Source organism: Lactobacillus sp. ESL0681 (assembly GCF_029392835.1).
Lineage (GTDB): Bacteria > Bacillota > Bacilli > Lactobacillales > Lactobacillaceae > Lactobacillus.
In genome coordinates this window covers 814507-832312 of record NZ_CP113943.1, presented here as the reverse complement: position 1 = coordinate 832312, position 17806 = coordinate 814507, and the positions used below count along the sequence as shown (strand labels likewise).

Below are 17806 nucleotides of genomic sequence, written 5' to 3'. Positions count from 1 at the left end.
TAGTAAAAATGGCGTATTCTAGTACAGTATGTTTGTCCATGATAGGCCCCGGAAACTTATTGTTTTCAAACAACGTATAAACGGAGGAAATTACATTGCGTACTACACAATTAGCAAAACCTAATGAAATTGAACGTAAGTGGTATGTTATTGACGCAACAGATGTATCTTTAGGTCGTCTGTCTACTGCAGTAGCCACTATATTAAGAGGCAAAAATAAGCCTCAATATACACCGAATGTTGATACTGGTGATAACGTGATTATTATCAACGCTGCCAAGATTAAGTTGACTGGTAAAAAGGCTACTGATAAGATTTACTACCATCACTCTGAATATCTTGGTGGTATGAAGGCCACTCCAGCTGGTGAATTGCTTGCCAAGAATCCAGTTAGATTAGTTGAATTGTCAGTTAAGGGTATGCTTCCAAAGAACACTCTTGGTCATCAAGAATTTTTGAAGATGCACGTTTATGCAGATGCTAATCATAAGCATGAAGCACAAAAGCCTGAAGAATTAGACATTAAAAAATTAATCTAGGAGGTTAAATAATGGCACAACAAGTTGCATATGCAGGTACTGGTCGGCGCAAAGATGCAGTTGCGCGTGTACGTTTGGTACCAGGCAGTGGAAAAATTACAGTTAATAATAAGGATGTTGATCAATACATCCCATTTCCTAACTTGGTTAAGGATTTAAAGCAACCATTGACTTTAACTGAAACAGAAGGTCAATATGACGTTAACGTTAATGTTAACGGTGGTGGCTTTGCTGGTCAAGCTGGTGCGATTCGTTTAGGTGTTGCACGTGCTCTTCTTGAAGTTGATCCAGATTTCCGTGGTCCTTTGAAGAAGGCAGGCTTCCTAACTCGTGATCCTAGAATGGTCGAAAGAAAGAAGCCAGGTTTGAAGAAGGCTCGTAAGGCTTCTCAATTCTCAAAACGTTAATTTACATTACGTTTATTCAAAAAAGTATCCTTTGCGGGATACTTTTTTTGTTTACTAATTGGTGAACGGAGGAATTGCTATGAAAAAGGTTGTAATCGGTATTTTGGCTAACGTTGATGCTGGAAAGACATCGCTTGCAGAAGCAATGCTTTATCAGTCTGGAGCTATTCGCCATTTAGGTCGAGTGGATAAGCAAGATGCTTTTTTAGATCCTGATCAACTAGAAAGACAACGTGGTATCACTATTTTTTCACACCAGGCTAATCTAGAATATCAAACAACGCAGCTGACTTTACTTGATACTCCAGGACATATTGATTTTGCTAGTCAAACAGAGGCAGTCCTGAGTGTGTTAGACTATGCGATTTTAGTAGTTTCAGCTACCTCTGGAGTGCAAAGTTATACACGTAAAATTTGGCAACTATTGCATCACTATCAAGTTCCTACTTTTATTTTTGTTAATAAAATGGATGTCGCTAATCAAGAAATTAGTTGTTTAATGAGTCAATTACAAGAAAATCTCTCTACCAAATGCATATCTTTTGCTGATAAAACTAATTTATCAGCTGAAGCATATGAAGAACTTGCTTTACAAGATGAACAATTGCTCAGCGAATACTTGGCTAAGGGGAAGTTAGCAACTGCAACAATTCAAGTACTTATTCAACAGCGAAAAGTATTTCCTTGCTTTTTTGGTTCAGCACTCAAATTAACAGGAATTAGTAAATTTTTAACAGGGTTGAATGATTGGACAGCAGAGTATCATTCTGAAGAAACGGAATTTAGTGCACGAGTCTTTAAAATCTCACATAATCAAAAAGGTGAGCGGTTAACATGGCTGAGAGTTTTTGCTGGTAAATTGCAGCCGCGGCAGCCTTTAGGTAGTGAGCAAAAGGTAAGTGAACTCCGAGTTTATCAAGGAGATAAGTATCAAGGAGTTGACAGGATTACAGCTGGAGCAGTTTGTACGATTCCGGGTTTAAAAAATACTTATGTAGGTCAAGGTTTAGGAAAACTTTCAGATAGTGTGCAGCCGGAGCTTAAACCAGTTCTAACCTATGAAGTTGCTACTGGAGAGTACGATCCGTTAATTTGTCTTGAAGCGCTACGAGAATTAGCAGATGAAGATCAGCAGTTGCATGTTCTTTGGAACCAGCACCAGCAGAAACTTAGTATTCGGATTATGGGTAAAGTGCAATTGGAAATTTTACAGCAATTACTAGCTGATAGATATGACTTAAAACTTAAATTTGTTGAAGGTAAGGTGCTTTATCAAGAGACAATTACCCAATTAGTCGAGGGAGTAGGTCACTTTGAACCATTACGTCATTATGCAGAAGTTCACTTATTACTTGAACCAGGACCTCTTGGCAGTGGCCTGACCTTTGCCAATAACTGCCCCAATGATATGCTGGCAACAAATTGGCAAAAGCAGATTATGAGTGATTTGACAAATAAAGAACATCTGGGGGTGTTACTTGGGGCGCCATTGACTGATGTAAAGCTGACTTTGATTAGCGGGAAATATAGTAACAAACATACTGTTGGTGGCGATTTTCGGCAGGCCACGTGGCGAGCTGTTAGACAGGGACTAATGGTTTTAAAGAAGCAAGGACAGTGTCAGTTGCTTGAACCGTGGTATCAATTTAGTCTGACAGTAAATCAAGAGCAAGTAGGACGTGCGCTTAATGATTTGCAGTTAATGAATGCTACATTTCAATTGCCTAAAATAAATGGCCAACAAGCAACGCAAACGATTAAGGGTAAGGCTCCAGTTGTCAAAATGCAAAATTATGCCCAAACTTTGCGATCGTATACCCATGGTCAGGGACAATTAGAATGTAGCTTTGCGGGATACCAGCCGTGTCAAGCTGCAGCAATTATTGCGCAAAGTAATTATCAGCCAACTAGTGATTTAGATAATACACCCGATTCGGTTTTTTGTGCTAAGGGAGCGGCTGTTCAAGTGCCTTGGGATGAAGTGGCTGATTGGATGCACTTACCATATTCAGCAAGATGAGTTGATTACCTAATAAAATGTTAAGTTAGGATTTGTTTTAACTGGCTCAAAAAGAGCTCCGCAGCTGGTGACAAGGACGCAGTTTTTGGCCAGATTAAGATTGAGTGAATGAGTATTTTTGGCGCTAATGGAATGAAAACTAGATTTGATTGTGTTGTATTGATAATACCATCTAAACAAAGTACATGACCCACGCCACTTTCAGCCAATATTGCGGCGTTATTAAGTAGATTATAATTGCCAATAACCTGAAAATTGTGCTCACTTTCGCCTAACCAATTGTTTAATAGGCTGCGACTATCTGGTCTTTGTGGCATGATAAGTGGTTGCAAATCTAAGTCGGCTACTGTGATCTGACTTTTTTGTGCTAAAGCTGAATCTTTTCTAGTTAATATTCCCCAGCGAGTTGTTCCAGGCAAGTTTAAAAAATTATAGTTAATTTTATTAAATGGTTCCAATACAAAACCAAAATCAAACAGACCATTTTGAATTTTAGTCTGGACTTCGTTAGCATCGCAACTATGTAAATTAATAGTAATGTTAGGTGCTATCTTTTTAATGTTATTAATTGTGTCAGCAATAATAGTAATCATGGGTGCCTCAGAACAGCCAATCATAATACTACCTTTAATTTCACGGTTGTTACCTAGGTTAGCAACCGTTTTACTAGTTAGAGTAAGAATTTGTGTAGCTTGATTGGCCAAATATTCACCGTCAGGTGTTAATTCAATAACTTTGGTACCACGCTTGAATAATGTAGTGCCTAGTTCTTTTTCCAAATCAGCAATTTGTCGTGAAATTGCTGGTTGAGAAAGATGTAATTTTTTAGCTGCATTTGAAATATTATGTTCTTGGATTATTGCTAAAAAATATTTCAATACTCTAAGTTCCATATTTTACTCCCACTAAATAAATTATTGATATGCATATTTATTATACCTCAATATATAAAATAAGTATTAGACATACTGCTTTTTTGAAAATATAATAAGAAAAGGATGTAATTGTGTATTAAGCAGAGGCAATAGAAAATGGAATATATAAATTTAGGTCAGACAAATATAAAAATATCAAAAGTATGTGTCGGTGGGATGAGTTTTGGCCAAGCCGGTACTATGCATGATTGGACTCTGGATGAAGAAAAAACTGCAGAAGTAGTTGCTCATGCGTTATCTTTGGGAATCAACTTTTTTGACACTGCTAATAGTTATTCTGCAGGTACTGGTGAAGAATACTTGGGTAAAGCACTTAAACGCAATATTGCTAGAGATAAGGTAATCTTAGCTTCAAAAGTTTATTTTAATCCAGGACGTTTATCAAAAGCTGCAATTACCAGAGAAATTGATGGTACACTTAAACGTTTAGGTACTGATTATTTAGACTTATATATTATTCATCGCTTTGACTATGAAACGCCAATTGAAGAAACTATGTCGGCTTTAAATGATTTAGTTAAAGCGGGGAAAGTGCGTGCGATAGGCGCATCAGCCATGTATGGTTATCAATTTTACAATATGCAGTTGGTAGCGCGTGAGCATGGTTGGGCACAATTTTCGGCAATGGAAAATCATTACAATTTGTTATATCGTGAGGATGAGCATGAATTGATGCCAATTTGTAAGCAGCAAAATGTTACTTTGATGCCATATAGCCCTCTTGCAGCCGGTCGTTTAGCACGTCCTAACTGGGATACAGATACTTTGCGTAGTCAGACTGATCAGGTTGCCAAAGGGAAATACGATCATACTAAACAGTTTGATATGCAAATTACCAGTAGGGTAGCTGAATTAGCTAAAAAATACCAAGTTAAGATGTCGCAGATTGCTTTATCCTGGTTATGGTCCAAGGGTGTAGGAGCACCAATTATTGGTGCAACGAAGGCAAATCATTTTGATGATGCTAATCAGGCATTAAAAGTTAAATTGACTAAAGCTGACCTTTCGTATCTTGAGCAACCATATGTACCACATAGAATTGTTGGCGCAATAAGTCAAAACCCGCCAGATGGTACAATATTGCTAGACAAAGATTAAATGTAAAATAGGTAAGGAGTAAATCATGAAAGAACTATATTTAATGCGTCACGGGCAAACATTATTCAATCAATTACACCGGATTCAAGGGGCATCAGACTCACCATTGACTAAACAAGGAATAGCAGATGCCAAAGAAGTAGGACAATACTTTCGGAAAAATAATATCAGTTTTGATCATGCCTATGCCTCAACGCAAGAGCGAGCTTGTGACACGCTTGAGAATATTACTAGCCAACCTTACCAAAGGTTAAAAGGGATCAAGGAGTGGAACTTTGGCGTTTTTGAAGGCCAAAGTGAACAATTAAATCCCCAAGATGATAGTCAGCGTCATTCTTATGGTGACTTTTTTCTGCAATTTGGTGGCGAGTCAGATTTGCAAGTGCAAGAGCGGATGAACGCAACCTTGACAGATATTATGAATCAGCCAGATCATCAGCGGGTTTTAGCAGTCAGCCACGGCGGCGCTTGTTTTATGTTTTTGCAAAAATGGTTACCATATGCCGATATTAAAAAGCGAGTTAAGAATTTCCACAATTGTTGTATTCTGAAATTTACTTATGATCAGGAAAAATTTGAATTTATTGAATCAATTAATGTCAAAGAACTTATTTAAACTAAAAAAACAGTTGCTATCTGCAGCTGTTTTTTAGTTGGGATAGTCTTAAAGACTATCCTTAATATTATTGGCTAAATAATTGTAGAGCATGCCTTCTTTCAACTCCTTAGTTGAAACACCAACAGCTTCAGCAATCGCATATGCAAAGGCCCAGGCAGTAGCTGGACCACGGCTAGTAATGATTCTATTTTGGTAATCAGTAACGGTTATCGTAGTTTTAAAATGACCGCTAGGAGCCTCTTTTTTAGTTTGCTTATCAAAACCAGGATAGCAAGTATAATCAGCATTATTTAGTAAACCATAATGTGCAAACGCAATTGGTGCCGCACACATAGCAGCATTCCACTTATTAGCAGCTTGACGGCTAATCATGATATCGCCAAGTTCTTGACTAGCGCGCAAATTTTCTGCACCTTGCTTGCCACCAGGAAAAACGACCACTTCATAATCAAGCAGGTCTGACCCGATAACTTGGTTACAGATTAATTTGATCTGATGGTCGCCAATAATTTCTGTACTAGTCAAACCTACCATATCTGTAGTAATTCCTAATCTGCGAAAGACATCGACTTGACTGAGACCTTCTACTTCTTCACAACCATTTGCAAAAACAACCGCAATTTTTGTCATTATTATTACCTCACAATTCTTTTCTTTTATTATAAACTAGCTTAGGTTGAGGTAAAATAATAAATCACTTAACCTAGTTAGATGCATGGTTGGACGCGGATTAATCGGCAGCTTAACTTTTTTGGGAGCAAGCCAAACAGAGGCTAAATTGGCTTGATTGGCTGCCTGAATTTCGTCAGCTAAGTCTGTTCCAATAACCAAGCAGGTTGCAGGATTAATTGCAGGTTCTGCTTGCAATACTTGCCCTAAAATTGTTTGGGTAAAAGTATCAGAGAAATCTTCGCTAAAATAACATGCACTAAAAAAGTTTAGCAATTTACTATCTGTTATGCGAGTGCTAATAACTTGTTTGGGTTCCTTAGCCAATAAAACTAATTTTACTTGGTCCGGAATTTGTTCTAAAAAGGAAATTGCGCCTTTGACTAATTGGGTTTGGTGAGCTAATTTTTGCCAAAAGATTGGTTTGGCAGTTTGATAATTTGCTTTGCAAAAAGTCTGTAAAGTTAACTCAATGCGTTCATTTAGTCCCAATAACTTGGCTTGTTCCTGTATTTCAGTGTACTGCAAACGTTCCTTAGGCCCAAAACCCTCTTTTAATACTGCTAAGGTCTGGCTAAGAGCTGTTCTTTGTGCTAGTTTTTCATTTAGCAGACTTCCTTCAGGGATGAAGATCAATGTTTCAAATTTGGTCATGGATGATTACCTTCTTTATTTGTTTCTTAGATACCATTATAATAGATATAATTGTGGTAGGTTAGTTGTGACTTTTTTATAAGTAAAAATTAGCTAAGTAAGCATCTTGGCTGATAGTCTGATAAACTAATTTTATTAGGAAAGGAACATGCCAATGAGTACAGAAGTATATTTAATTCGCCATGGCGAAACCATGTTTAACCAACTAAATAAGGTCCAAGGTTGGTGTGATTCACCACTAACGGTAAAGGGTATCAATGATCTAAAACGGACAGCTGAGGCACTGAGCCAAGTCCATTTTGATAATATGTATTCTTCTGATTTAAAACGAGCAATTGATACGGTTCACTTGATGAAGGATGCTAACCGAGTCTCAGAAATTGGTAAAATTAAAAAGTTACCGGAATTTCGGGAAGTCTTTTTTGGCTCTTTTGAAGGTGATGATGTAGTTGATACCTGGCAGCAAGTTGGTCTAGCAGCTGGAATTGGCGAAGAAACGGATGTCACTAAGATTATTAATCAAGTTGGGATTTACGAATTTCGCCAGGCTACCAAAAAGGCTGATCCAAGGCACTTGGCTGAAGATAAAGAAGAACTAGATGAGCGCATGGTTAGAGCAGTTAAAGTGCTAACTGAATTGACTAGAAATGAGAAGCGGGTCTTATTGGTGTCACACGGTGACTTTATTAAAACACTAGGCATTAAGTATTGGCGCAAGAGTGATGGACTGCATGATATTGTTTTTCCTGACAATGGCAGTGTCAGTCGCGGGATTTTGAATGATAATGGTAAATTTGAAATTGTTGACTATAATGTTAATGCAAAACAGTTGTAGACAGGCGTAATTTATCTAGATTATTAATCGGAGACATGCAAGATGAAAGATCAGACTACTAAACGCTATTTTTGGGTAACATTGCTCAATATCGTGATCACGATTGCTGAATTTTGTGGCGGCTTTATTTCAGGATCACTGTCCTTATTATCTGATGCCGTCCATAATCTGAGTGATGTTGGGGCAATTATTATTTCGTTTGTGGCGCATTTAATTAGTAATCGCAAGCGTAATCAAATTAAAACTTTTGGTTATGAGCGAGCTGAAACTTTAGCGGCGTTTACCAATGGTATTATCTTGATTTTTATTAGTTTGTCATTGTTTGCTGAAGCAATCGAACGTTTTTGGCAACCAACTAAAATCAATGGTGGCGTAATGTTGATTGTTTCGATAATTGGCTTACTGGCTAATGTCATTTCGATGTTGACCATGCATCAGGATGCACAAGGCAGCTTAAACGTCCGCTCAACTTTTTTGCATATGTTGAGTGATGCCTTATCAAGTGTAGCAGTGGTGATTGGTGCAATTTTCATTTACTTTTGGCAAGTTAGTCTGCTTGATCCAATCATGACGTTGGTAGTTTCTATTTTTGTTTTGCGTGAAGCCTATCAAATTACCAAGCAAGCAGCAAATGTGTTAATGGAATCTAATCCAGATATTGATTTAGATCAGGTAAATAAGATTGTGTTGGCAATTCCAGCAATTAAGAATATTCATCATGTTCATATCTGGCGTTATAGCGATGACTATATTATGTTAGACGCGCACGTCAATGTAGCACCGGATTTAACTGTGCAAGAGTTTGAAAAGCTAACGCAGCAACTTAGTCATGATTTACAAAAGTTGGGAATTAATCACCTTAATTTTCAAGCAGAGTGTGATCGTGGCAAATATGATGAAATGATTGTTTCCCAGCAAAAGTCAGAAAATTAGGAGAAAAAATTGAAAGTTAATATTTTTACCGCAATTATTGTGTTAATCGTTGGCCTCTATGACTTATCTTATGCTTATAATCGTCGTCAGCAAAAACGTAATGGAGCTGCAAAAGCTTTTATGTGGTTGGGGATTATTTTTACTATCGGCGGTATAGTGATGCTAATTATGCACTGGGTGAATTAAGCAATGGTCAAGTTAGTCTTGGTTAGGCATGGTGAAAGTACAGCTAATTCAGCCAATATCTACACCGGTTGGAACGATGTTGCACTAACCAAAAAGGGTCGGATGCAGGCTGAAAATGCAGGTCAATTAATTACCCAGCTAGCAGATTTTAAGCCGACACGATTGCATACTTCAATTTTGTCTCGGGCCATTGAAACAGCCAATATTATTGCAGATGTGAGTAATTTTTTATATTTGCCAATTACTAAGACTTGGCGATTAAATGAGCGGAATTATGGTAAATTACGTGGTCTTAATAAAGATCTGTCACGTCAGATTTATGGTGAACAGCAAATCTTGAAATGGCGGCGTGGCTTTTATGCAGTACCTCCTAAGGGCAAGCCAATCATTGATCGTCGCTATCATAACTGTGACTTTGCCCATCTGCCGCAGGCAGAGAGCCTGTATCAAACTCAGCAACGACTGTTGCCATACTATTATAATCAGATTGCCAGTCGTTTAGCTAAAGCAGAAGATCAATTGGTTGTCGCTCATGGTTCAAGTTTACGGGCACTGATTAAGCAATTAGAAAAAATCACTGATCAGGAAATTGTGAATCTTGAAGTCCCCAATGCTGAGCCAATTGTGTACACGTTAGATGATCAGCTAGAAATTATTGATAAAAAGATTTTGAGTTAAAGTTAGGTTGACAATTTATTTCTGATTAAGGATTTCGCAAGATATATGGTAGAATTTATTACGATACTAAATAAATTTTAAATTCTTAGTTTGGAGTAAAGGTATGCGTAAAATATTTTTATTACGAGGCGCACCTGGCTCCGGTAAATCTTCTTTCATTGCTCGTCACCACTTACAGCCATATTCAATCAGTCGTGATCAGATTAGATTATTATTGGCAAATTTAACCTATTATTATGAAGAAGATACCGATTACTTGCATCAAGTAATTCCGCGTTATGCAAACAAGCAGACGGAGCAGCTAGTTGACTTTCTCGTAGAAGAAAAAATGAAACGCGGTGAAACGGTAATTGTTGATAGCACACATATTGTGACAGACAATATTGAGCACTACAAACCGTGGGTCGATCGTTATCGTTATGAATTATTCGTTGTTGATTTGATGTATCATAAGAGTTTACGGAATTTGCTTAATCGTAATGAAGTGCGAAAGCAATATGATTGGGTCAAGCCAGATGTCATTAGGGAGATGTATTTAACATATAAGGATAATTTTCGACTCCCTGAATGGGTGCATGTGATTAGCCCTAACCAGATGGATAGTGCTTTGGCGCAAAGAGAAAGTAATTTGGATCGGTTTGCCCATGTGATGGCAATACCAGATCAAGTTGCTGAAGCGGATTTTCCCCATGTGCATATTTCTAATTTTTATTTTTCGTTTAATGATCAATTTACGGCCAAGTATGGCACTTATCGCAATGTGATTACGATTGGTAAAACTAAAACGGAAATTGTGGATGAATTTCGGTTACCATTTTTTGTCTTTAAATTTCATCACAAGCATTTTCTCATTTCAGCTTATCCCATTAGAAATGAAATGCTAGAACCAATCAAAAAGGTTAAGGGGGTCTGGACGTATTCAACTGGCTTGGTTAATTTAGCCGATTTTGCGGAAAAGTTTCCTCAAAGTCGACCGCAAGAGGTTCATCAATTTAATTTGAGTAAGTTGCATCCAGATCGATTGTTGCATATTTGGTAAAAAGGACGCTGCATTAGCAGTGTCTTTTTTTGACTACTTTAATGTTACACCTAAATCAAGTATAATGGGGATAAGTATTTGAGAGCGCTTTTTAGAAAAATAGGTGAAAATAATGCAACAAGTAGAATTAGTAGATGAATTCTTGAAAGTTTTTGGGCAGAAGCCGACTAGGTTATATTTTTCACCCGGACGAATTAACTTAATAGGCGAGCATATTGATTATAATGGTGGGCAAGTTTTTCCATGTGCTATTTCCTTAGGAATTTATGGTGCAGTTAGTCGGCGCAGTGACCGTAGGTTCTGCTTTTACTCCGCCAATTTTAGTGAACTTGGGACAATTGAAGTAGATTTGGCTGATTTAAAATATGTTCAAACTGACTTTTGGGTAAATTATGCTAAAGGGATGTTGTATTCTTTATTGGTAAATGGCTATCAATTGGATCATGGCCTAAATATTTACGTTAATGGTAATATTCCTGATGGTGCCGGTTTGTCCTCTTCAGCGGCTTTAGAAATGTTGATTGGAATAATTGTCAAGGATCAATTTAAGTTAAATATTAGTAAACTCGCTTTGGTAAAATTAGGTGTCAAAACCGAAAATGAGTTTATTGGGGTGAATTCTGGGGTAATGGATCAATTTGCCGTAGCGCTTAGTCAAAAGGACCAGGCGATCTTACTTGATACTACCACTTTGGCTTACCAACAAGTACCGTTAAAACTGGCAGACAATCTAATTGTTATCATGAATACTAATAAACGTAGAGAACTAGCAGATTCGAAATACAATGAACGGCGAAAAGAATGTGAACAGGCACTGCAAATTTTGCAAAACCAATTAAAACTTGATTCACTTAGTGATCTTGATAGCGTGACACTTGATGAATATAGTTATCTGCTACCCCTAAAGCTGTTAAAGAGAACGCGTCATGTGGTTTCAGAAAATAACCGAACACTCTTGGCAAAGACGGCATTAGAGGATGGTGATTTAGCCCGCTTTGGTCGTTTAATTAATGCTTCACATGTTTCACTAGAATATGATTACGAGGTTACTGGCAAGGAACTTGATACTCTAGTACATGCGGCTTGGCAGCAGCCTGGGGTATTGGGTGCGCGAATGACTGGTGCTGGTTTTGGTGGCTGTGCAATTGCTTTGGTGCAAAAGGAGCAAGTCACTGCTTTTCAAGAACAAGTTGGTGCCATTTATGAACAAAAAATTGGGTATCCACCTTCATTTTACTTAGCTGAAACGGCTGATGGTGCAAAAGTTTGGCAATAAAATTTAGTAAGGATTATTAAGATGAAAAAGTCCAATTTAGTAAAAGAATTTGTCGATCAGGTGATTAGCATGAGCGACTATACTGACTTAGACCGAATTTATTTGACTAATCGTGTTTTGCGCTTAGTTGGCGATGAGGCCCTTCATCAGCAGACAAGTAGCGGTGACTTGCTAGACTTAAAAGCTGAACTAGTTAAAACTGCACAGGTAGCTGGTAAATGCGGTACATCAAATAATGAGGCTGATATACTAGAAGCGCAGTTAATGGAGTTAATCGTGCCCAGGCCAAGTGTGGTCAATTGGCGCTTTTGGCAGACTTATCAGGATAGTCCGACTCAAGCAATTAACGATTTTTACACTTTAAGTAAAAGTAGCGACTATATCAAAACTCGTGCAATTGCCAAAAATGTCTATTTTGTTACGCCTAGCGAATATGGTGATTTAGAAATCACCATTAATTTGGCTAAACCTGAAAAGGACCCCAAGGAAATTGCAGCGGCTAAAAAGCAGGCCAATCATAGCTACCCCTTATGCCAATTATGTCTAGAAAACGAAGGTTATCTGGGGAGAATGGCTTATCCAGCGCGTAGTAATCACCGGGTTATTCGTTTTCAACTGGGGCAAGAAGATTGGGGGTTTCAGTATTCACCTTATGCTTATTTTAACGAGCATTGTATTTTCTTAGCGGCTAAGCACCAAGAAATGAAAATTGAACGACAAACTTTTGAGCGCCTGTTGACAATTCTCGAGCAGTTTCCCGGGTATTTTGTCGGTAGCAACGCTGATTTACCAATTGTTGGTGGCTCAATTTTAACTCATGAGCATTATCAAGGTGGTCGGCATGACTTTCCGATGGCTAAAGCATCAATAATGACGAAGCTATCTTTTCGCGGCTTTACTGATGTGACGGCTGGAATTGTGAAATGGCCGATGTCAGTTATTCGCTTGCGTAGTTCTAAAAAAGAGCAGTTGGTAGAACTGGCAAATAAAATTTTAACCACTTGGCACACCTATAGCGATGAAACCGTCAATGTTCGCGCCTTTACTGGTGAAACGCCACATCATACGTTGACCCCAATCGCCCGCATGCACGATGATCAGTTTGAACTAGATTTAGTTTTGCGTGATAATCAAACTTCTAAGCAATATCCAGACGGAATTTTTCATCCGCATCCTGACGTGCAACATATCAAAAAGGAAAATATTGGCTTAATCGAGGTAATGGGCTTAGCAATTTTGCCGCCGCGACTGCAGGATGAATTACATGAAGTCGAAAAATATCTCTTAGATAAACCTAACAAGATTAAGTCAATTCATCTTGCTTGGGCCAATGAGTTAAAAACTGATTTTGAAATTAATCCCAAAAATGTTACTCAGATCTTACAAACTGCGTTAGGGCAGGTATTTGTCCGTGTTTTGGCGGATGCCGGTGTCTTTAAACAAACGCCGCAAGGTCAAGCAGCGTTTTTGCGATTTGTGCAAACTGTCGGTATAGAATAATGAAAATTACAATCGAACTTTTGAGACATTAAATGCCGCCACTTAGCTGGCTAGAGTAACCACTTGGTCAAATAGCCTTGTAAATAGTCTTAAAAAAGCCTTAAACTAACATCAATTTAACTGTTAGAAAGGCTTTTTTTATGATTATAAAATATTATGCTAAATGGAAACTTGTGGCACTGGTAGTGTTGGGCGTGATTGCTAGTACGCGGAATATTGTGATGGCTTATATAATGGAAACGATGACTAATGCCTTAGCCAAGCGTGATCTACATGAATTACCACAGATGTTTGCAAATGCCCTCGTTTTATTGTTAATCGTCTTAGCGGCTGAATTAGGCTACAATTATTTGAAGAATAACGCGGTTAGAGAAGTCAATACTTTGTTGCGTGGTAAGATCCTAGCAGGGATGCTGCGGACTTCGACTGAAGATAATGCCTCAGCTTTAGGATTTTTGACCAATGATTTTAAATTATTGGAAACTAATCGCTTTAACGCGGAAATTAATATCGTTTTTTATTTTGTTACGGTAGTTGTTTCGCTAATTTATGCAATTTATATTAATTCGCTTTTAACTTTATTTTTCCTAATTGGTTCTGCTATACCAATACTACTTTCAGCTTTACTGCAAAAGCCGATACGCAAGTCTGCTAACCAGTGGACTAAAGCTAATGGCAAGTATGTTAGTCAAATCAAAAATATCTTAGCAGGCACGGACTCGTTAAAGCTATATCGCAAGCAGGCCAATGCAGTTGCGGAAAATCGACCAAAGATTTCACGTTTAGAACAGGCTCTGTGCAGGATGAACTTGTTAAGCGATAATATTCAAACCATTGTCGGTTTTGTGGGAATTTATGGTACCTTCGTTATTCCGGCCTATTTAGGTGGGTTAATGGTGTTGCATAATCAGACTACTATTGGCGCTTTGTTTGCAATTGTGCAATTATCTAATTCGTTTGTTAATCCGCTGATGCAAATCTTGGAAGAACGTAATCACTTGTCAACTACCAAAGATATTGTTAAAAAGGTAAATTACTATTTAGATTTGTCAAATGCTAAAATGCCAGCGGTTGTAACCACTTTTAATAAGCAGGTAAGTTTAGCAGGTATTACTTTAACTCGGGCTAATCAGCAGCTAGTTAGTGGACTTAATTTAACGATTAATTCAGGAGAAAAGGTAGCAATTATTGGACCTTCTGGTAGTGGCAAATCTACTTTGCTGCAATTTATGATATCTGGTAAGTTTGGTAAAGCAGCAAAAATTATGATTGATAATCAAGAATTTAAAGCAGGACAAATTTCCGAGCTATTTGCTTATGCTAGTCAAGCGCCTGTGATTTTTGCGGATACTCTATGGTTTAACTTAACTTTGGGTGAGGAGTTACCTATCAAAGCAGTCGAAAAAGTTTGTGAGCAATTGCAATTGACTGCTATGGTGGCGGAAAAAGGCTTTGATTATCAACTAGGGGATAATGCGGATCAATTATCTGGTGGGCAATTAGCGCGAATTGAATTGGCACGGGCAATTCTGTCTAAACGACCAATTTTGTTACTTGATGAAATTAATTCATCGCTTGATCAAGCAACTTCTAATGCGATTCATCAAGTATTATTGCAATCAGATTTAACTTTTATAGAAGTAATTCATCACTATCACACTGCTGATTTGGCTAAGTATGATCAAGTAATTGACCTAGCAGGTTAGCAACTTGGCTAAAAAATACTCTACATTTTTTCTGACAAAATAGTAAAATAAATAAAAAGTGAGTCTATTTGTTTTGAAGGAGTAGTCCAATGCCAATCAGTAATCTGCTTTTAATTACCTTTGCTTGTATCTCGGCTTTTTCACGGGGAATAATTTCGGTGATCGATCGCTATCAGATGGGGTATCGCAAGCAAAGCTCAATTAATGTTAACTTTATCAACAACTTGTGTAGTACCTTGCTAGTAACGATCTTTTTAATTATTTTATTAACTAAAATCCCTGGCCCTAAACTCACTGCCGGTTACTTATTTCGAGTATTAATCTATGGGCTATTAGCCCAATTGGTTGCTTATGGTTATAGTTATGTATTTAAAAAAGTAACTATCATGCAGTCAATTGTTTTAAGTAAGTTAACCGACTTGTTTATTCCATTGGCCATTTTTATAACTATGGGTTATCTTAATGGTGGCTCATACCTCATTTCAATTATTTCTACGGTAATTGTGGTTGTGTATGTTATTTTTAAGCAAAGGCGTGATGGTTTAAATTTGCAAGTTCTTTTGCAAACTTTCATAGTAATTGCACCGTTATTAATTCTGCAAGCCGCGCTTTCGCCGCTGTTAACCAAAGGACTAATTAAGGCGATTGATTTAATTTATTTCACGATTGCGACCATTTATATTCGGTTTATTATTTCATTTATTACTTTTGTAGTAAAAAATCATGGTTTAAAAATGCAGCTGGCAAGAGCCGATCGCCAATTAACGCTAATTTACTTGACGCGGGCAGTGCTTACCTTACTAGCACAAGTGACCAATACTCTGGCTACCTCTTCACCTAATTCCAGTATCGCCTGGGTCTTTCTCAACATGACCAACCTCTATAGTGTGATTATTGGCAGTATTGTCTTGAAGGAAAAAGTCAAAGTTTCCGATGTCTTATTGGTAGTTTGCATTTTTTGTTTGGCCTTAATTCCGCAATAGAATAGGTAACTTATGATTTTCTAAATATAACTAAAATAGCTAGTGTTAGTTTCTGCTTAGCAATTAAAAAAGCATTGCAAAAATAAGCAAATTATTAAATAATAGATCAACAGTAATTTTTGTTTATTTTTGGAGGGTAGGCATGTTTAAATATCTGAAGCAGCATTTTTTATTAGTAGTTTTAGCTAGTATATTGCTGTTATCTAACTCATTCTTACAGGTTTATGCAGCTACCCAAATGGCACAATTAGCCAACTTTCTAATAGCCCGTAAATTTACTGCCTTCATGACAACACTAGCTTTCATCTTTGGCATTTGGCTCATTACCTTTGTTTTGACTTTTATAGAGGGTTATCTACAAGAATTGGTGACGCAACAGATAGTTACTTCGATTAGAACTGATTTAGTTGAGAGCTTAAGTCACTTGTCTACACTGGAATTCCAACAAAAATCGGTTGATTATTATGAGTCCTGGCTACAAAATGATGTTAACTTAATTAGGCAACAAGGTATTAATTCTTTGTTTGTGATTATTAGGTTTAGTGGTAATGCTATTTTTGCTCTAGGTGCCTTACTTAATTACAGTTATCTGCTCTTTAGCATTGCTCTTATTTTGTTAATTTTAATTATTGCTGTGCCCAAGCTGGTTAAACCCTTTTTAACCAAGGGAGCCAGCGAAATTTCGGCTGCTAATGAAAAATTTCTGCAAGTAACTAGCAGTGCTTTACATGGCTACGAAACCTTGTCTGCCTTTAATGCGTTAAAGGAGTTGGTACACTTAACTAAGGTTGGTTCTCAATTTGTTAAACGCGCCAATGTGCATAACGCTTGTCGTCAGGGTGCGGTTGGCTTGGTAACTGGAATGATTAACATTGGCAGTCAGTTAGTTGTTTTGGGAATGACTGGATATTTACATTTTCAGGGTGTAGTTAGCGCTGGGGCAATTTTGGCAACAGCAGAACTAGCTACCAAGGTGTTTGATTCAGCAGGAATTATTAACAATAACTTTGCGAAAATGATGTCGGTTACTGGACTATTCGCTAAGTTCAAACAAATTGATGCTCAAACTGATAATGATGAACAACAGATAAGTTTGCCGAATGACCAATTTGAGTCACTTGAATTTCGCAACGTTAGCTTTAGTTACCCGAATACCAAAACTGACATTATTGATAATTTTTCATATAAATTTACTGCAGGTGAAACTTACCAATTAACTGGGATATCTGGACGAGGTAAGACAACGCTATTTCGGCTTGCGACCAAGCAATTATTACCACAATCTGGGCAGATCTTGTTAAATGGGATTGATCTTTGTCAGTTATCGCGTGAGCAAATCAACCGTATAATTGTGGCTGTTCCACAAAATATTACCATTTTTCCAGAATCGCTTGACTATAATGTTACTTTGGGGCGTGAGCTCAAGACGCAAGCAGTTGCAAAGACAAAGCAGACTTTTGGCGTTAATGATAACTGGCAAGTTGAGAGTTTATCAGGTGGGGAGCGGCAGCGTCTGGCACTAGCACGATTAGTCGCTGTCAAAGATAAATTGGTCTTGTTAGATGAAAGTTTTTCTAGTGTCGATCTTCCGACCAGCAAGGTTTTGCTAGAAGCAGTGCTCAAGCAAACAAATAGTGTGATCTTGATTTCCCATCGTCAAGCTGAAGTTGCCGGACTAAAACTACATACTGTATCTTTAGATTAATTGGCAAATAAAAAGGGCGTTACT

Annotated in this window: 18 protein-coding genes; 15 read left to right on the top strand and 3 right to left on the bottom strand. The window is 37.6% G+C overall.

Annotation, left to right across the window (positions count from 1 at the left end; all coding sequences use genetic code 11):
• The first annotated feature begins 95 nt into the window (after nt 1-95).
• From rplM to OZX59_RS03945, 3 genes are all read left to right on the top strand, one after another.
• Nucleotides 96-539, top strand: a complete 444-nt coding sequence (gene rplM, locus OZX59_RS03955) for a 50S ribosomal protein L13 (protein WP_277126846.1) — start codon at nt 96-98, stop codon at nt 537-539.
• Between the two features lie 11 nt (nt 540-550).
• Nucleotides 551-946 (top strand): 30S ribosomal protein S9, encoded by a 396-nt coding sequence (rpsI, locus tag OZX59_RS03950; protein ID WP_277126845.1) that lies wholly within the window; start codon nt 551-553, stop codon nt 944-946.
• Nucleotides 947-1025: 79 nt separating this feature from the next.
• The gene (locus OZX59_RS03945) at nt 1026-2966 is read left to right on the top strand and encodes a TetM/TetW/TetO/TetS family tetracycline resistance ribosomal protection protein (protein WP_277126844.1); all 1941 of its coding nucleotides are present in this window, start codon (nt 1026-1028) and stop codon (nt 2964-2966) included.
• 20 nt (nt 2967-2986) lie between these two features.
• On the opposite strand, the gene OZX59_RS03940 is transcribed toward OZX59_RS03945, so the two are convergent.
• Nucleotides 2987-3859 carry a LysR family transcriptional regulator gene (locus tag OZX59_RS03940; RefSeq protein WP_277126843.1) on the bottom strand — a complete coding sequence of 291 codons (873 nt, stop codon included), beginning with the start codon at nt 3857-3859 and terminating at the stop codon, nt 2987-2989.
• A 138-nt stretch (nt 3860-3997) separates the two neighbouring features.
• Here OZX59_RS03940 and OZX59_RS03935 point away from each other — a divergent pair, with 138 nt between their 5' ends.
• On the top strand, nt 3998-4999 hold the full coding sequence (locus tag OZX59_RS03935) for an aldo/keto reductase (protein ID WP_277126842.1): 1002 nt from the start codon (nt 3998-4000) through the stop codon (nt 4997-4999).
• A gap of 25 nt (nt 5000-5024) precedes the next feature.
• A complete protein-coding gene (locus OZX59_RS03930) occupies nt 5025-5615 on the top strand; it encodes a histidine phosphatase family protein (RefSeq protein ID WP_277126841.1) in 591 nt (196 codons plus the stop codon).
• 48 nt (nt 5616-5663) lie between these two features.
• Here the strand turns inward: OZX59_RS03930 and OZX59_RS03925 are convergent, their stop codons facing one another.
• Both OZX59_RS03925 and OZX59_RS03920 read right to left on the bottom strand, forming a co-directional pair.
• On the bottom strand, nt 5664-6248 hold the full coding sequence (locus tag OZX59_RS03925) for a DJ-1/PfpI family protein (protein ID WP_277126840.1): 585 nt from the start codon (nt 6246-6248) through the stop codon (nt 5664-5666).
• A 36-nt stretch (nt 6249-6284) separates the two neighbouring features.
• Nucleotides 6285-6941 carry an HAD family hydrolase gene (locus OZX59_RS03920; RefSeq protein WP_277126839.1) on the bottom strand — a complete coding sequence of 219 codons (657 nt, stop codon included), beginning with the start codon at nt 6939-6941 and terminating at the stop codon, nt 6285-6287.
• A gap of 154 nt (nt 6942-7095) precedes the next feature.
• On the opposite strand from OZX59_RS03920, the gene OZX59_RS03915 reads away from it, so the two are divergent.
• The 10 genes from OZX59_RS03915 to OZX59_RS03870 all read left to right on the top strand — a co-directional run bounded on the left by OZX59_RS03915 (nt 7096) and on the right by OZX59_RS03870 (nt 17782).
• Complete coding sequence (locus OZX59_RS03915; RefSeq protein ID WP_277126838.1) at nt 7096-7776, top strand: histidine phosphatase family protein; 681 nt, start codon at nt 7096-7098, stop codon at nt 7774-7776.
• Nucleotides 7777-7818: 42 nt separating this feature from the next.
• A complete protein-coding gene (locus tag OZX59_RS03910; protein ID WP_277126837.1) occupies nt 7819-8709 on the top strand; it encodes a cation diffusion facilitator family transporter in 891 nt (296 codons plus the stop codon).
• A 9-nt stretch (nt 8710-8718) separates the two neighbouring features.
• Nucleotides 8719-8895 carry a hypothetical protein gene (locus OZX59_RS03905; protein ID WP_277126836.1) on the top strand — a complete coding sequence of 59 codons (177 nt, stop codon included), beginning with the start codon at nt 8719-8721 and terminating at the stop codon, nt 8893-8895.
• Nucleotides 8896-8898: 3 nt separating this feature from the next.
• The gene (locus OZX59_RS03900; RefSeq protein WP_277126835.1) at nt 8899-9573 is read left to right on the top strand and encodes a 2,3-diphosphoglycerate-dependent phosphoglycerate mutase; all 675 of its coding nucleotides are present in this window, start codon (nt 8899-8901) and stop codon (nt 9571-9573) included.
• A 103-nt stretch (nt 9574-9676) separates the two neighbouring features.
• Nucleotides 9677-10612, top strand: coding sequence for an AAA family ATPase (locus OZX59_RS03895; protein ID WP_277126834.1), 936 nt, complete (start codon nt 9677-9679; stop codon nt 10610-10612).
• A gap of 112 nt (nt 10613-10724) precedes the next feature.
• The gene (locus OZX59_RS03890; RefSeq protein WP_277126833.1) at nt 10725-11888 is read left to right on the top strand and encodes a galactokinase; all 1164 of its coding nucleotides are present in this window, start codon (nt 10725-10727) and stop codon (nt 11886-11888) included.
• Nucleotides 11889-11909: 21 nt separating this feature from the next.
• Complete coding sequence (galT, locus tag OZX59_RS03885; RefSeq protein ID WP_277126832.1) at nt 11910-13388, top strand: UDP-glucose--hexose-1-phosphate uridylyltransferase; 1479 nt, start codon at nt 11910-11912, stop codon at nt 13386-13388.
• A 140-nt stretch (nt 13389-13528) separates the two neighbouring features.
• Nucleotides 13529-15094 (top strand): ABC transporter ATP-binding protein, encoded by a 1566-nt coding sequence (locus OZX59_RS03880; protein ID WP_277126831.1) that lies wholly within the window; start codon nt 13529-13531, stop codon nt 15092-15094.
• 89 nt (nt 15095-15183) lie between these two features.
• On the top strand, nt 15184-16077 hold the full coding sequence (locus OZX59_RS03875) for a hypothetical protein (protein ID WP_277126830.1): 894 nt from the start codon (nt 15184-15186) through the stop codon (nt 16075-16077).
• Nucleotides 16078-16219: 142 nt separating this feature from the next.
• Nucleotides 16220-17782 carry an ABC transporter ATP-binding protein gene (locus OZX59_RS03870; RefSeq protein WP_277126829.1) on the top strand — a complete coding sequence of 521 codons (1563 nt, stop codon included), beginning with the start codon at nt 16220-16222 and terminating at the stop codon, nt 17780-17782.
• Nucleotides 17783-17806: the final 24 nt, after the last annotated feature.

Coding starts and splice junctions, on each gene's coding strand:
- OZX59_RS03880 (WP_277126831.1), top strand. CDS start 13,529: ATGATTATAAAATATTATGCTAAATGGAAACTTGTGGCACTGGTAGTG.
- OZX59_RS03945 (WP_277126844.1), top strand. CDS start 1,026: ATGAAAAAGGTTGTAATCGGTATTTTGGCTAACGTTGATGCTGGAAAG.
- OZX59_RS03910 (WP_277126837.1), top strand. CDS start 7,819: ATGAAAGATCAGACTACTAAACGCTATTTTTGGGTAACATTGCTCAAT.
- OZX59_RS03920 (WP_277126839.1), bottom strand. CDS start 6,941: ATGACCAAATTTGAAACATTGATCTTCATCCCTGAAGGAAGTCTGCTA.
- OZX59_RS03935 (WP_277126842.1), top strand. CDS start 3,998: ATGGAATATATAAATTTAGGTCAGACAAATATAAAAATATCAAAAGTA.
- OZX59_RS03900 (WP_277126835.1), top strand. CDS start 8,899: ATGGTCAAGTTAGTCTTGGTTAGGCATGGTGAAAGTACAGCTAATTCA.
- OZX59_RS03870 (WP_277126829.1), top strand. CDS start 16,220: ATGTTTAAATATCTGAAGCAGCATTTTTTATTAGTAGTTTTAGCTAGT.
- galT (WP_277126832.1), top strand. CDS start 11,910: ATGAAAAAGTCCAATTTAGTAAAAGAATTTGTCGATCAGGTGATTAGC.
- OZX59_RS03940 (WP_277126843.1), bottom strand. CDS start 3,859: ATGGAACTTAGAGTATTGAAATATTTTTTAGCAATAATCCAAGAACAT.
- rpsI (WP_277126845.1), top strand. CDS start 551: ATGGCACAACAAGTTGCATATGCAGGTACTGGTCGGCGCAAAGATGCA.
- OZX59_RS03875 (WP_277126830.1), top strand. CDS start 15,184: ATGCCAATCAGTAATCTGCTTTTAATTACCTTTGCTTGTATCTCGGCT.
- OZX59_RS03925 (WP_277126840.1), bottom strand. CDS start 6,248: ATGACAAAAATTGCGGTTGTTTTTGCAAATGGTTGTGAAGAAGTAGAA.
- OZX59_RS03890 (WP_277126833.1), top strand. CDS start 10,725: ATGCAACAAGTAGAATTAGTAGATGAATTCTTGAAAGTTTTTGGGCAG.
- OZX59_RS03915 (WP_277126838.1), top strand. CDS start 7,096: ATGAGTACAGAAGTATATTTAATTCGCCATGGCGAAACCATGTTTAAC.
- OZX59_RS03930 (WP_277126841.1), top strand. CDS start 5,025: ATGAAAGAACTATATTTAATGCGTCACGGGCAAACATTATTCAATCAA.
- OZX59_RS03895 (WP_277126834.1), top strand. CDS start 9,677: ATGCGTAAAATATTTTTATTACGAGGCGCACCTGGCTCCGGTAAATCT.